This is a genomic window from Bradyrhizobium sp. LB14.3, assembly GCF_040547985.1.
GTDB lineage: Bacteria > Pseudomonadota > Alphaproteobacteria > Rhizobiales > Xanthobacteraceae > Bradyrhizobium.
This window is the reverse complement of record NZ_JBEPQT010000011.1, coordinates 71,447-84,649: the sequence shown is the minus strand read 5'-3', so window position 1 is coordinate 84,649 and position 13,203 is coordinate 71,447. Positions and strand designations below refer to the sequence as shown.

The window sequence follows — 13,203 nt, the reverse complement described above, 5'->3', positions numbered from 1 at the left end:
TTGGCTACTTCGAGGGCTCGCCGAGCGACAGCATCAGCCGGTTCGCCCAGTTGAAGAACGACGCGCCGTTGATGACGTCGACGATCTCCGCATCGTCGAGACCCGCACGGCGCAGCTCCTCGACATTGTCAGGGCCGAACGCAATCGGCGTCGCAGCCAGCGCCACCGAGGCCTTGACGACCGCATTCCATCGCTCGCCGAGATCGGCGCCAACGCCTTCGTCGAGCAGGCGCTGCAAATCGTCGCGGCGTTTGGAATAGGTGCTGGCGAAACGCGCATGCACGGAGGCGCAGTAGATGCAGCCGTTGTAGCGGGAAGTCGCAGCCGCCGCGAGCTCGCGCTCAGCGCGCGGCAGGCCGTCGGCGACGTTGTAGAAGATGTCCTTGTCGGTCTTGGTGCGGGCTTCCAGCACCTCGGGATCGCGCACCAGCAGGCGGAAATACTCAGACTTGGAACGGGAGCGATCGACCAGGCCGGCGAAGTGCCGCTCGGTCAGCTCGGCTTCGGGCAGCGGATCGATCCACGACACCCAGCCCAGTTCATCCTGGGTGAAGACGACGGCCGGATTGACATTGTTTGCAGCGCTCATGATGCAGCCTCCTTACGCGCCGGCCGCGGCGTTCGCTGTGTGCCCGAGCGAGGCACCGAGCACGCGCAGTCCGGTGACGACGCGCACCTGAAACGACAGGAACGCGACGAGCTGAGAGAACGTGACGATGCCGGTGCTCGACCAGCCGGCGGCGAGCAGCGCCTTCATGTCGGCTGACGCGGCATCGCGCGGGCGGAACACCAGCAGATGCGCATGCTCAAACGCCGCAACGAGCCGGGTGCCGAGATCGGGCTTGCGCTCCGCGCTGACCCGGTAGATCAGGCCGGCCTTGTTCTCGACCGACAGCGGGCCGGCGGGAAAAGCGCCGTACGGCCCGGAGGTCTCGCCCCGCGCGATTTCGACATCGACCGCTTCCACCAGGCGGGCTCCGTCGGCGGTCGCCGCGAGCTTTGTCCGATAGAAGCCGGCCATATCGGGCTCGCGGTGAAGACCGATCACGAAGAGTGCGACCGCCGCGCGCTCCAGCAGCGAAAAATCGCCGGCGTCGATCGGCTCGAACAGCGAGAGATAGCTCTTCTGCGCGTTGTCGCGTGCCTGCATGCGACGCCCGCGAATGGCGTCGAGGGACGAATCCGGTTCGATCCCGGCGAGCGTGTCGATGATATCTTTCGTACCCATCATTTGGCCTCGTACAACGCTACTCTGTTCATTCCGACTAACCTGCCAGCGCGACATCGGGCGCCGTCCGCGTCCAGCCCAGAGCCGGCGCGACTTTCTCCGCGACCAGCGCGATCGAACGCAGGATATGGGGGTGCGGCGCATCGACCGAATGCGCCTGGAACACCAGGTCGGTCACCCGCTCCAGCGTGGCGTCGGTGCGCAGTGAGGCGATAACGTCGTCGGCCGCGCCGACATGTGTGTCGAACGCGGTGATCATCTCCTCCAGCGTCTCGCCCGGCTTGGCGTGGCCGCCCTTGAGGAATTGCGGCAGGGCGCGCCGCAGCCCGATATCGGCAAGGCGCATCGCTTCAGTCCGGTCGTCGGCGACGAAGACGCTGCGCGAGGCCATGATGCGGGGCTCGCGTCCCGGCGGCAGCGCTTCGAGATAGGCATCGATGACCGGATTCTGAATCTCGGCCAGCGTTGCCTTCGGCGCTTCCTTGGGCCTCGGCTGCGTGCGCGACAGCAACAGGCCATCGCCCGCCTTGCCGGCACGCGCGCCGCCCGCCACCGAGAACGTCGCCTGCCAGATCCGGCCGTCCAATTGCGGCCGCTGCGGATAGAGCGTATCGCCGCCGTCAAGCGGCTTGCCGACCAGCGCGGTACGAACGACCTGAAGATTGCGGGCAAATATCTCGTTGCGCTGGGCGCTGTCGAGGCCGAACGCGGCAAAGGCCGAGGGGTTGCCGCCGGTGCCAACGCCAAGCTCGAAGCGGCCGTTGCAGAGCAGATCGAGCACCGCGGCGTCCTCCGCCACCCGCACCGCGTTCTCCAGCGGCAAGGTGACGATGCCGGTGCCGAGGCGGATGCGCGAGGTCTGCGCGGCGACGTAACCGAGGAAAGTGAAGGGCGACGGCAGGCCGCCCTCGCGCTCGTGGAAATGATGCTGCGCGATCCACGCGGAATCCAGGCCCGCCTTCTCGGCGCGCACGATCTGCTCGGCCGCAAAGCGATAGCGCTCAGCGGGCGGGGCCTCGTCGAGAAGCCGCGTGAAGAATCCCAGGCGTTTCAGGTTTGCTAAGCGTTTCATGCGACCCCTGTCGGGCGAGGATGGGCCCCGATGATGTCGGTTGCCGCAGCTCCAGACAAGCGGGCATTGCGCAAGGCTGCCCGCCGGGATCGCCCCGGAGCTGGGCTTTGGCTGGACTCTGGCTGGGCAGACCGCCTACCAGCTCGGCAGCACCGCGCCCTTGAACTTGGTCAGGACGAACTCCCTGACCTCTGCCGAGTGGTAGCTGTCCACGAGGATCTTGACCCAGGGCTTGTCCTTGTCGGCCGTGCGAATAGCGATCAGGTTGACGTAGGGACCCTTCGGGTCCTCGCGCAGGATCGGATCCTTGACCGGATCGAGGCCAGCCTGGGTTGCATAATTGGTGTTGATCGCGGCGGCGTCGACATCGTCGAGCGCGCGTGGCGCCTGTGCCGCGTCGACCTCGATGAACTTCAGCTTCTTGGGATTCTCGGTGATATCAAGCACCGTCGGCTTGAAGCCGGTGCCGTCCTTCAGCTTGATGGCGCCCTTGTCGCGCAGCAGCAGCAGCACGCGGCCGCCATTGGTCGGATCGTTCGGGATCGAGACCTTGCCGCCCTCGGGGATGTCGGCGAAGGCCTTGTGCTTCTTCGAATAGACGCCGATCGGGAAATTCACGGTTAGCCCGACGGACTCGATCTTGTAGCCGCGGTCGGCCTTCTGGTTGTCGAGATAAGGCTGGTTCTGAAACGAATTGGCCTGGATCTCGCCGGCATCGAGCGCTGCGTTCGGCACGACGTAGTCGGAGAATTCGATGAGCTGGATGTCGAGACCCTGCTTGGCGGCGATCGGCTTCACGGCCTCGAAGATCTGGGCGTGCGGCCCCGGCGTCACGCCGATCTTGATGGTCTCGGCCGAGGCGGCGGCCGACCAAGCGGCGGCGAACGCAGTCGCGAGGATCAGGGGGAGGCGAAACGACATCTTGGTCTCCATAACTCGGCGGCAATAATTGGAACCGTATTCGCTTCTCCGCGGGGCGAAATCAATGAAATGAAAATCCATATTGGCCGGCTGACGCGGACGACGTTTCTCCGTTCGACGCCGTGTGGGGAACGAATGCACCTGCGCAAGCGTGAGGCGTATCACGGCAAAGCAAATTTCCGCATTTCTTCAGGCATAGCTTTGAACCGCTGTTCGCCGACCCGGCGCTGTCGTTCTCCGAAAAAGTCTCGCGTCGGCTGGCGCTCCCGAACACGCCGCTCAAATTGCTGAGCAATTTGCTGCTGCTGTCGGCGCTGGCGGTTGGCGTTACCGGCCTGCAGTGATGCCGGTTTACTCCAAGCGCCACGTCGCCGGCGACAGCATGATCAGGGCGCAGATCGCGGCATAGGCGGCAAGCGACACCGTGACCATCGTGGCCAGTCCCGCCATTCCCGCCCCAAAGCTCGCCACCGCGATCCAGCCGCCGCCGGCCGCAATCAGGATCCGCATGAGCGCGCCTGCGAGCGGCCCCATGGCGCGGCCCGTGCCTTGCACGGCAAAGGACGTGACGAAGCCGAAGCCGAGCGCTGCATAAGCGGGAGCGACGATGCGCAGGTAAGTCGCGCCTTCGCTCACGACCTCGGGATCGTGGCTGAACAGGTTCAGCCACGAGGTCGGGAAGATCGCCACCAACAGGCCGATCGCGCCGGTCATGATCATGCCGACGATGCCGCTGACCCAGCCGATTTTCCGCGCCCGCGCCGTTTGCCCCGCGCCCGTGTTGACACCGACCATGGTCAGCGTCGCCGTGCTGATGCCGAACAGCAGCGGGATCATGATGTAGTCGAGTCGCGAGGCGATGCCGTAGCCGGCAAGCGCCGAGGTGCCGAACAGGCCGACCGCGCCGGTGACGAGGATGACGGTGAGATTGGTCAGCACCGCGTTGAAGGCGGTGGGGATGCCGACCTTCAGCATGTCGCCGAAGATTTTTGCGCGCAAGGGCACGATGTGCAGTCGCAGACCGGACTTGCCCGACGACATGTAGCGGAGCAGGAACAGCATCGCCGCGCCATAATAGAGGCCGAAGGCGATGCCGGCGCCGCCGATGCCGAGCCGCGGGATCGGCCCGAACCCGAAGATCAGAGCCGGCGAGACCGGAATGGTCACGATCGCGCCGACCAGCGTCACCAGCGCGGGCACCTTGACGTTGCCGGCGCCGCGCAACGCCGCGGCCTGGAGATTGACGATCCACACCGGGATGGCGCCGGCAAAGAGGTAGTTGGAATAGGTGGTGGCAGCTGCGAGCGCATCGCCCGCGCCGCCGAGGGCGCGATACAGATGCGGTCCGCCGACGATGACGCCGAGCGTGAACACGCCGCCGGCAATGATCGCGAGCACCACGGCGTGAAACAACGCGGCCTCGGCGTCGTCGCGTCGGCCGGCACCGACCGCGCGCGCAACCGAGGAGGCAACGCCGCTACCGAAGCCGCCATTCGACATCATGGTCATCAGCATGAAGATCGGGAACACCAGCGCGGCGCCGGCGAGCGCATCGGTGCCGAGGAAGCCGACATAATAGGCTTCCGCGATGTTGACCGCGGTTTGCGCCACCAGGACCGTCACGGTCGGCAGGGCGAGTTTGAGCAGCGTCGGCAGGATCGGCGCCATCAGCAGCGCGGCACGCTTCTGCTCGGCGGCGCCTTCTGTTACCGCGGCGCTCTCTGTTGCCGCGGCGCTTGGGACGGGCGCGAACGCCCGGTGGAGCGGAGCCGCGGTGCGGGCCACGGCTTGCGTGGCTGACAAGGCCGGCGCGGCGGCATCCTCGACTGACATGGGTTTGATCCTGTACGTCACGGACCGCCGGACGGCCGCCTATTGCATTACATCCATAATGTATTATTATGATCGTAATGCAATAGGCCACGCCTCACGATCTTGTGGCCGGGCGATGGCCAGGTCGCGAGGAGGCGGGATTGGCGCGGTACGACAAGGGACACAGGGACACCACACGGCGGCACATCATCGACGTCGCCTCGTCGCAGTTTCGGGAGAGCGGCATCGCCGCGGTCGGCCTCGCCGGCATCATGGCGGAGGCCGGCCTGACCAACGGCGCCTTCTATACGCATTTCGCCTCCAAGGAGGATCTGGTGCGCGCGGTGCTGTGTGAGGCGCTGGAGCGGCGCGAGCAGAGGCACAAGGACAATCTCGCAAACGGCGTCGCGCTTGAGACCACGATCCGCGACTATCTCTCCCCCAGGCATCGCGACCGCGCGGCGACTGGCTGCCCGACCGCAGCGTTGGTTTCCGAGATCGCGCGGCACCCGAAGGCGACGCGCGACGCCTTTACCGGAAAAACGGCCGATCTCATCGCGCTGATGGCCGCGCGGATGCCGGATGGCTCGGCTGCGGAGCGTCGGCGACGCGCGATTTCGGTCTACGCCACCATGGTCGGCGCGCTGCAATTGTCGCGCGCGGTGAGCGACAGGCAATTGTCGGAGGAGATTCTCGAAAATGCAGTGGATGCCGCGCTGGCCCTTGCGAACGGGCGCTGAGGCATGTCGGCTCTCGGAGGGAGCATGTGTGGCAATTTCCTGGCGGCTGCAATCAATCTCCGGCTGGAGCAACATCGCGATACTTGATGTGCCCGCGGCGACCGGGTTAGCGTTCCGGCGCGGCCTTAGAACTTCCCCAAGTTCACCTGAGCTCGCACCGGATCGCCGCCTAGGTCTCTCAGGCGGTCCAGTTACCGCTATTCGCACTCAGCTCCTCGCGTCCACCTGGCCGTTGCGGCCGGATGACACTGCCTGCGCGGCATAGGCGGACGCTGCGGCCGACGCCGGTGAGTAGTGCGACAGGGATTCGGCGAGTTCCTCGGCCGCCTCGGTGAGCTCTTTCATGACGGCGGCACTGTCCGTTGCATGACCGCCGGAGGAATGCAGCACCTCGAACGAGATTCCATTCGGAAGATCGACATGGACCTTGTCGAGCCCCACAGTGTCGGGCGTGTCGTTATTCTGCGCTTGATCGGCATTCTGAGCTTGATCAGCGCCGGATGTCGAAGTTCCTGATATCTGCTGGCTCGCGAGCCTCTGCACGAAATCCTCGATGGATTTGAGCGCGCTGCTGTCGAAGCCACCGCCGCCGAAGTGGACGATGCCGATCGACATGCCGTTCGGCAAGCTCACCTTGACCTCGTCGTAGGGTGTGCCATCGTTCAGCAGGGACGCGAACATCGAGACTCCATCTTGTGAATCGGCCGATTTCGCCTGCCCGGTGGACCAAGGCGAACCCGCCGCGCTTCCACCACCGATGCTGCTCATACTGCTGACGCTCATACCAAACTCCACTCCATTGCAAACGCACGTTCTGCGTGCAACGAGCATGCCAGATGAGAGCGTTATTGCCATCAAGGGCTTATCACTGATTCCTGATGGCAGGTTCGTCACGCCGGCAAATCTGTCCCGGCAGAAACTGCCCATCTCCACCCTCGTCATTTCGCCGCAGGACTTTGCTCTCTTGCCGGCATTGCCGCCCCGGCCCTGATGAAACATGATGGGCTTTGGCCGGTGGCAATGTGCAGGTGGAGCTCAACCGATGAACGAAAACGAAATCCGCAAGTCCATCGCGGAGGTGAAGCAGGGCACGCTGTCGCGACGCTCGTTCATGAAGACGATGGCTGCGATCGGGATCGCAGCGCCGGTTGCCAGCCAGATCCTGCTCTGGAACGACGTGGCGATGGCGGACGCCACGCTGCCCTACAAGCCCACCAAGGCCGGCGGCGGTGGCCCGCTCAAGATCCTGCTCTGGCAGGCTCCTACGCTGCTCAATCCGCATTTCGCGCTGGGCACCAAGGACCAGATCGCCTCGCGCGTGTTCTTCGAGCCGCTCGCCGGCTGGGACAAGGACGGCAACCTGTTCCCCTGCCTCGCCGCCGAGGCTCCATCCAAGCAGAACGGCGGCCTTTCGCCGGACGGCCTGAGCGTTACCTGGAAACTGAAGCAGGGCGTGAGATGGCATGACGGCAAGCCCTTCACCGCCGACGACGTCGTTTTCACTTGGCAATACGCCTCGGATCTCGCCACAGCGGCGTACACCACGGGATCCTACAAGGACATCACGGTCGAGAAGATCGACGACCACACCGTCAAGGTTATCTTCAAGAGCCCGACGCCGTTCTGGGCCGACCCCTTCGTCGGCTCGGTCGGTCCGATCCTGCCCAAGCACCATTTCGGCGACTATGCCGGCGCCAAGTCGCGCGAGGCGCCCGGCAACCTGAAGCCGGTCGGCACCGGTCCCTACAAATTCGTCGAGTTCAAGCCCGGCGACCTGATCAGGGCCGAACGCAATCCCGACTATCACGTCAAGAACCAGCCGCATTTCGACACGCTCGAAATCAAGGGCGGCGGCGATGCGGTCTCCGCGGCGCGCGCCGTGCTCCAGACGGGCGAATACGACTATGCCTGGAACATGCAGGTGGAGGAGGAGGTCCTCAAGCGCATGGAGGCAAGCGGGAAGGGCAAGCTCGACGTCACGCCCTCCGGCAACGTCGAGTTCATCGTCCTCAACACGACGGACCCGTGGACCGAAGTCGACGGCGAGCGCTCCAGCGTCAAGACCAAGCACCCGACGCTGTCCGATCCCGCCGTTCGCCGGGCGATCAACCTGCTGATCGAACGCGAGTCGATCCAGAAGTTCATTTACGGCCGCGGCGGCGTCGCCACCGCGAGCTTCGTCAACGCACCCAAACAGTTCAAGTCAGCCAAGCTGAAATACGAGTTCGACGTCGACAAGGCCAACAAGGTCCTCGATGAAGCCGGCTGGGCCAAGGGCGCGGACGGCATCCGCGAGAAAGACGGCAAGAAGCTGAAATTCGTCTTCCAGACCTCGACCAATGCGCCGCGCCAGAAGACGCAGGCCATCATCAAGCAGGCTTGCCAGAAGGCGGGCATCGAGATCGAGCTCAAGTCGGTCACCCCTTCGGTGTTCTTCTCGTCGGACGTCGGCAACCCCGACACCTACTCGAAGTTCTATGCCGACATGGAGATGTACAACACCACGCAGCCGCAGCCCGACCCGGAGCGGTTCCTGAACCAGTGCGTCTCCTGGGAGATCTCCAACAAGGACAACAAATGGCTGGGCCGCAACGTCTCGCGCTGGTCCGATCCCCAGGCTGACAAGGCCTACAAGGCGGCCCAGAACGAGCTTGATCCGGTCAAGCGCGCCGCACTGCTGATCAAGATCGACGAAACTTTTTGCGAGGCCAACGTGTTTCTGCCGCTTCTATCCCGCAACATCGTCAATGCAGGTGTCAACAACCTCATGGTCGACATGTCAGGGTGGGACGTCACGACGTGGAATCTGGCGAGTTGGTACCGCAACTGACGCCGGGCAGGCTGAACGCTCAATCTCCGGCTCGGGCCCACCAGCTCAATCCCTGCCGGCACTTCTGTTCACATGTGAACAAATCCGGCCAGGCCCTCGCATTGGGGCGAAGGTGGCGATCGGCGTGGCATCAACCACTTGAACCATTTGCGCAGCAATCGACCAACAGGTCCCAGATCCGTTCCGCCTCGCCCGATTTGCGGCTGTCCAGCCCCTTCTCCGCGCCGGACTGCGAATAGGCCGCCACCGGACGGGCCTCGCGAGGCACGATCCATCGCTGCGAGATCGGGTCGTACCATTTTCCGATGATCATCTCAGTCACGTCAATCGATCCACAGATTCGACTCAAGTTGAATGACACGGTCCGCGGGTTTCTTCCAAAGCCGTTCGCAGCGCATCGCCCATTTACCAATCGGCTTCTCGCGCGATCGTTCCCGCCGCCGCGTCAGCCCGGCCGCGCCGGATGAAGCGTACGGGGATGCCGCTCATGCAGCAGTCGCGCGAGCTCTTCCCGCTCAGCAGCCCGTCCCTTCATGGCGGTCTCGAACAGCGCTTCCTGGATGTCGCGAGGCATGTCGCCCCACACGTCCATCGCCGCCCGTCCGAGCAGGTTCGCGAGATGATCTGCTGCATCACTCATTCGGTTCTCCTGATCTGCGCACGGAAATGGAACAGCCGCGGCCGTGCGGCGTTCCAGTTCGTGGAGCATTACGAGTGTCGCTACGGCATGCTGATCGCCTGGGCGGAGGAACTTGGGCACGACCACATCGTGCGCTTCCTCACGACCAATTTGAACGAAGCGAAAGCTGCCAACACCGTTCTCATGGCGCGCAGATGAGTCTTCAGTTAGATGAACGGTTTCCCACCCGTGACCGCCAGGGTCGCTCCTGATGTGTAGCTCGAGAGCGGATCGGCAAGCATGACATAGGCGGTCGCGAGCTCGGCCGGCTGCCCGGCCCGCTGCATCGGCACCTGCTTGCCGAAATTCTTGACGGTGTCTTCCGGCATGGTCGACGGAATGAGCGGCGTCCAGATCGGACCCGGGGCGACCGCGTTGGCCCGAATGCCCTTCGTCGCCAGCATCTGGGCGAGCCCACCGGTAAAGTTCTGAATGGCACCCTTGGTTGTGGCATAAGCCAGCAGGGTCGGATTCGGCATGTCGGAATTCACCGACGCGGTGTTGATGATCGCCGCTCCCGGGCGCATGTGGGGGATCGCAGCCTTGGTGAGATAGAACATGGCGTGGATGTTGGTCTCGAACGTCCGCTGCCATTCCTCGTCGCTGATGTCAGCGAGGTCCTTGAACGTGGCCTGATGGGCCGCGTTGTTGACAAGGATGTCTATCCCGCCGAGCTCCTCGACGGTGCGCCGAACGATCGCGCGGCAATGATCGGGATTGCGGATGTCGCCGCGGATCAGGACGATCTTGCGTCCCTCGCGCTCCACCAGCGCCTTGACCTCGGCGGCATCCTCGTCCTCGTTCAAATAGGCGATGACGATGTCCGCGCCTTCCCGGGCATAGGCGATCGCGACCGCGCGGCCGATGCCGCTGTCGCCGCCGGTGATGATCGCCTTTTTCCCGGCCAGGCGCGCCGCGCCCTTGTAACTTTCCTCGCCGTGATCCGGTCGAGGATTCATCGCGCGCGTCGAACCGGGCATCGATTGCTGCTGCGGAGGAAACGGCGGCTTTGGATATTCGGTCATGGAGCGGCTCCAGGAATTTGCTGCGCTAACGGAAAGCCGTCGGAAGCGTTCCTCGCCGTCCCATCACGCCTCTAGGCCAAGCCGCACGATGATGTCCCCCCTGGTGCACCAGAAGGGGGTCGATCTCGTGATCGAGAAGGACCGCCTCGATCACATGCGCCGCGCTGCCATGGCGCAGGCCTTCAGTTGGACACAGTCGGCCAGGTCGTACGCAGCCATCTTACAAATCTTCGATCCAGGCGGGCAACCGCAAGACAAGCAAGGAACGGAATCGCCTGAGGGACGGTTGCAACTCTACACAGGAGTTTTCGCCATGCGCCGCTCGAAACCACAGCCGATCCGCAACAAACTCGACCTGGCCGACCGTACTCAAGTGCGGCTCGTCAGAAAGCGTCTTGGGCTGTCGGATTCGGAGCTGACCAGCATCGTCGACCGGATCGGCAACTCGATTGCGGCGATCAGCAAGGAGGCGGCGCAGCAAAGGGCAACCACACTGCCCAAGCCGGACGATGTTCCTCCTGGCACCGTGATCGCCGCGGCGGCCGTCGGCGAGCAGGCGACAGTCGAAACAACGGCGACTGAACCAGTTTCTTGAAGGGCTATTCGGGGGCAACGATGGATCAACAAATACATTCGGACGACGCTCTGACGCGGGCGGCCTCGAGCCTGCGCCGCTCCCGGATCACCGAGGGCAAGCCGTTTCCGCTCGGCGCCACCTGGGACGGGCTTGGCGTCAATTTCGCGCTGTTTTCGGCCCATGCCACCAAGGTCGAACTCTGCCTGTTCGACGATAACGGTGAGACTGAATTGGAGCGGATAGAGCTCCCCGAATATACCGACGAAGTCTGGCACGGCTATTTGCCCGCAGCCCGTCCCGGTACCGTCTACGGCTACCGCGTCCATGGCCCCTACGACCCCGACGCGGGACACCGCTTCAATCCCAACAAGCTCGTGCTCGATCCCTACGCCAAGCAACTGGTCGGCCGGTTGCGCTGGGGACCGGAGCTGTTCGGCTACCAGCTCGACCATGCCGACAAGGATCTCTCCTACGACGAACGCGACAGCGCGCCCTTGATGCAGAAATGCCGCGTCATCGACCCGGCCTTCACCTGGGGCGCCGCGCGCAAGCCGGAAGTGCCGTGGGAGCGGACGATCGCCTACGAGATGCACGTCAAGGGTTTTACCCAGCTGCATCCGCTGGTGCCCGACGCAGACCGGGGCACGTTCTCCGGCCTCGCGCATGCGGAGGTTCCGGCCTATCTGCGATCGCTCGGCATCACCAGTGCGGAGCTGTTGCCGATCCATGCCTTCGTCGACGACAGCTATCTGGTCGAGAAGGGATTGCGCAATTACTGGGGCTACAACTCCCTCGCCTTCTTCGCGCCGGAGCCGCGTTACCTCAAGACGCCGCTGGCGAACGAATTCAAGGCCATGGTCAACCAGTTCCACGCCCACGGGATCGAGGTCATCCTCGACGTCGTCTACAATCACACCGCGGAAGGAAACGAGCTCGGCCCAACCCTTTCTTTCAAGGGCATCGACAACGCCAGCTATTACCGCCTGCTGCCGGACACGCCGCGCTACTACATCAACGACACCGGCACCGGGAACACGGTGAACCTGTCACACCCGCGCGTGCTTCAACTGGTCGCGGATTCCCTGCGCTACTGGGCGACCGAGATGCGGGTCGACGGCTTCCGCTTCGACCTCGCCACCATCCTGGCACGAGAGCCCTACGGTTTCGACGAAGGCGGCGGCTTCCTCGATGCCTGCCGCCAGGACCCCGTGCTCTCCAGCGTCAAGCTGATCGCCGAACCCTGGGACATCGGTCCGGGCGGCTACCAGGTCGGTCAGTTTCCGCCGGGATGGGCGGAGTGGAATGACAAGTTCAGGGACACCGTGCGCGCCTTCTGGAAGGGCGAAGAAGGATCGATCGCGGACTTCGCCAAGCGCGTGTCGGGATCCGGCGATCTCTTCAACAAGCGCGGGCGCCGGCCGTGGGCCAGCGTCAACTTCGTCACGGCCCATGACGGCTTCAATCTCAACGATCTCGTCTCGTACAACGACAAGCACAACGAGGCGAATGGCGAGGACAATCGCGACGGCCACAGCAACAATCATTCCTGGAACTGCGGCGCCGAGGGGCCGACGGACGATCCGGAAATCACGGCGCTACGCGAGCGCCAGAAGCGCAATCTGCTGGCGACCATGCTGTTGTCCCACGGCACACCGATGCTGCTTGCCGGCGACGAATTCGGACATACTCAGAACGGCAACAACAATGCCTATGCCCAGGACAACGAGACCGCCTGGCTCGGCTGGATGGGCATCACCGCGAACGGCCGCAGCCTGCGCGAATTCACGCGCAAACTGATCGCCACGCGCAAGGCATTTCCCATTCTCTACCGCAGCCGCTTCCTGGTCGGTTCCCACAACGAGGAGCTGGACGTCAAGGACGTGACGTGGCTCGCGCCGTCCGGAGAGGAAATGACGACGGAGCAGTGGCAGGACGGCAACGCCAAATGCTTCGCTCTGCTGCTCGACGGCCGCGCCCAGGAGACCGGGATCAAGCGCCGCGGCTCGGATGCGACCATGATGCTGATCTACAACGCCCATTACGACGTCGTGAATTTCACCTTGCCCGCCGTCGCCGAGGGACGCAACTGGCTCGGGTTGATCGACACCAATCAACCGGACGGGCAGATGCCCGCGTTCGAGTTCGGGCACGCTTATGCAATGACCGGGCGATCTCTCGTGGTGTTCGGTCTCGCTACCGAGACCGTCGCCACGCGCCGCCTGCGACAAGGCGTCGGAGCGCTGCTGGACGTCGTTGAGGCGCCGCTGCCCGGATAGTTCGCCATGATGGGGCGAGCCGACCCTTCGAGCTGACGCCAAC

General features: G+C 64.1%; 13 protein-coding genes and 1 pseudogene. 5 read left to right on the top strand and 9 right to left on the bottom strand.

The genetic code is table 11. The features are described 5' to 3' along the window. Positions 1–4 precede the first annotated feature (4 nt). The 5 genes from ABIB00_RS21010 to ABIB00_RS20990 form a co-directional block, all read right to left on the bottom strand. Positions 5–589: an alkylhydroperoxidase domain protein gene (locus tag ABIB00_RS21010; protein ID WP_354105696.1), complete on the bottom strand. Its 585-nt coding sequence runs from the start codon at positions 587–589 to the stop codon at positions 5–7. Between the two features lie 12 nt (positions 590–601). Continuing rightward, positions 602–1,228 carry a CMD domain protein gene (locus tag ABIB00_RS21005; protein WP_354105784.1) on the bottom strand — a complete coding sequence of 209 codons (627 nt, stop codon included), beginning with the start codon at positions 1,226–1,228 and terminating at the stop codon, positions 602–604. 37 nt (positions 1,229–1,265) lie between these two features. Then, positions 1,266–2,300 (bottom strand): putative FMN-dependent luciferase-like monooxygenase, encoded by a 1,035-nt coding sequence (locus ABIB00_RS21000; protein ID WP_354105695.1) that lies wholly within the window; start codon positions 2,298–2,300, stop codon positions 1,266–1,268. Positions 2,301–2,435: 135 nt separating this feature from the next. Then, positions 2,436–3,233 (bottom strand): MetQ/NlpA family ABC transporter substrate-binding protein, encoded by a 798-nt coding sequence (locus tag ABIB00_RS20995; RefSeq protein WP_354105694.1) that lies wholly within the window; start codon positions 3,231–3,233, stop codon positions 2,436–2,438. 339 nt (positions 3,234–3,572) lie between these two features. Beyond that, positions 3,573–5,054: an MATE family efflux transporter gene (locus ABIB00_RS20990; RefSeq protein WP_354105693.1), complete on the bottom strand. Its 1,482-nt coding sequence runs from the start codon at positions 5,052–5,054 to the stop codon at positions 3,573–3,575. Between the two features lie 140 nt (positions 5,055–5,194). Here ABIB00_RS20990 and ABIB00_RS20985 point away from each other — a divergent pair, with 140 nt between their 5' ends. Beyond that, complete coding sequence (locus ABIB00_RS20985; RefSeq protein ID WP_354105692.1) at positions 5,195–5,773, top strand: TetR family transcriptional regulator; 579 nt, start codon at positions 5,195–5,197, stop codon at positions 5,771–5,773. Positions 5,774–5,980: 207 nt separating this feature from the next. Here the strand turns inward: ABIB00_RS20985 and ABIB00_RS20980 are convergent, their stop codons facing one another. Further along, positions 5,981–6,772, bottom strand: a complete 792-nt coding sequence (locus ABIB00_RS20980) for a hypothetical protein (protein WP_354105691.1) — start codon at positions 6,770–6,772, stop codon at positions 5,981–5,983. Positions 6,773–6,815: 43 nt separating this feature from the next. Here ABIB00_RS20980 and ABIB00_RS20975 point away from each other — a divergent pair, with 43 nt between their 5' ends. Then, positions 6,816–8,603 (top strand): peptide ABC transporter substrate-binding protein, encoded by a 1,788-nt coding sequence (locus ABIB00_RS20975; RefSeq protein ID WP_354105690.1) that lies wholly within the window; start codon positions 6,816–6,818, stop codon positions 8,601–8,603. Positions 8,604–8,733: 130 nt separating this feature from the next. On the opposite strand, the gene ABIB00_RS20970 is transcribed toward ABIB00_RS20975, so the two are convergent. Further along, a complete protein-coding gene (locus ABIB00_RS20970) occupies positions 8,734–8,916 on the bottom strand; it encodes a hypothetical protein (protein WP_247348498.1) in 183 nt (60 codons plus the stop codon). 132 nt (positions 8,917–9,048) lie between these two features. Next, complete coding sequence (locus ABIB00_RS20965) at positions 9,049–9,243, bottom strand: hypothetical protein (protein WP_247348427.1); 195 nt, start codon at positions 9,241–9,243, stop codon at positions 9,049–9,051. A 54-nt stretch (positions 9,244–9,297) separates the two neighbouring features. Between ABIB00_RS20965 and ABIB00_RS20960 the strand changes: the two are divergent. Next, a pseudogene (locus ABIB00_RS20960) lies at positions 9,298–9,441 on the top strand (DUF892 family protein); the annotation flags it as partial. 8 nt (positions 9,442–9,449) lie between these two features. On the opposite strand, the gene ABIB00_RS20955 reads toward ABIB00_RS20960, so the two are convergent. Continuing rightward, positions 9,450–10,307: an SDR family oxidoreductase gene (locus ABIB00_RS20955; RefSeq protein ID WP_354105689.1), complete on the bottom strand. Its 858-nt coding sequence runs from the start codon at positions 10,305–10,307 to the stop codon at positions 9,450–9,452. Between the two features lie 313 nt (positions 10,308–10,620). On the opposite strand from ABIB00_RS20955, the gene ABIB00_RS20950 reads away from it, so the two are divergent. After that, entirely contained in the window at positions 10,621–10,902 is a 282-nt protein-coding gene (locus ABIB00_RS20950) for a DUF3606 domain-containing protein (RefSeq protein WP_354105783.1), read from the top strand. Positions 10,903–10,922: 20 nt separating this feature from the next. Continuing rightward, positions 10,923–13,160 carry a glycogen debranching protein GlgX gene (glgX, locus tag ABIB00_RS20945; RefSeq protein ID WP_354105688.1) on the top strand — a complete coding sequence of 746 codons (2,238 nt, stop codon included), beginning with the start codon at positions 10,923–10,925 and terminating at the stop codon, positions 13,158–13,160. Positions 13,161–13,203 lie beyond the last annotated feature (43 nt).

What these genes read in the sequence shown, in the direction of transcription:
- ABIB00_RS21010 (WP_354105696.1), bottom strand. Translation starts at nt 589, where the DNA reads ATGAGCGCTGCAAACAATGTCAATCCGGCCGTCGTCTTCACCCAGGAT.
- ABIB00_RS21005 (WP_354105784.1), bottom strand. Translation starts at nt 1,228, where the DNA reads ATGGGTACGAAAGATATCATCGACACGCTCGCCGGGATCGAACCGGAT.
- ABIB00_RS21000 (WP_354105695.1), bottom strand. Translation starts at nt 2,300, where the DNA reads ATGAAACGCTTAGCAAACCTGAAACGCCTGGGATTCTTCACGCGGCTT.
- ABIB00_RS20995 (WP_354105694.1), bottom strand. Translation starts at nt 3,233, where the DNA reads ATGGAGACCAAGATGTCGTTTCGCCTCCCCCTGATCCTCGCGACTGCG.
- ABIB00_RS20990 (WP_354105693.1), bottom strand. Translation starts at nt 5,054, where the DNA reads ATGTCAGTCGAGGATGCCGCCGCGCCGGCCTTGTCAGCCACGCAAGCC.
- ABIB00_RS20980 (WP_354105691.1), bottom strand. Translation starts at nt 6,772, where the DNA reads ATGTTTCATCAGGGCCGGGGCGGCAATGCCGGCAAGAGAGCAAAGTCC.
- ABIB00_RS20975 (WP_354105690.1), top strand. Translation starts at nt 6,816, where the DNA reads ATGAACGAAAACGAAATCCGCAAGTCCATCGCGGAGGTGAAGCAGGGC.
- ABIB00_RS20970 (WP_247348498.1), bottom strand. Translation starts at nt 8,916, where the DNA reads ATGATCATCGGAAAATGGTACGACCCGATCTCGCAGCGATGGATCGTG.
- ABIB00_RS20965 (WP_247348427.1), bottom strand. Translation starts at nt 9,243, where the DNA reads ATGAGTGATGCAGCAGATCATCTCGCGAACCTGCTCGGACGGGCGGCG.
- ABIB00_RS20955 (WP_354105689.1), bottom strand. Translation starts at nt 10,307, where the DNA reads ATGACCGAATATCCAAAGCCGCCGTTTCCTCCGCAGCAGCAATCGATG.
- ABIB00_RS20950 (WP_354105783.1), top strand. Translation starts at nt 10,621, where the DNA reads ATGCGCCGCTCGAAACCACAGCCGATCCGCAACAAACTCGACCTGGCC.
- glgX (WP_354105688.1), top strand. Translation starts at nt 10,923, where the DNA reads ATGGATCAACAAATACATTCGGACGACGCTCTGACGCGGGCGGCCTCG.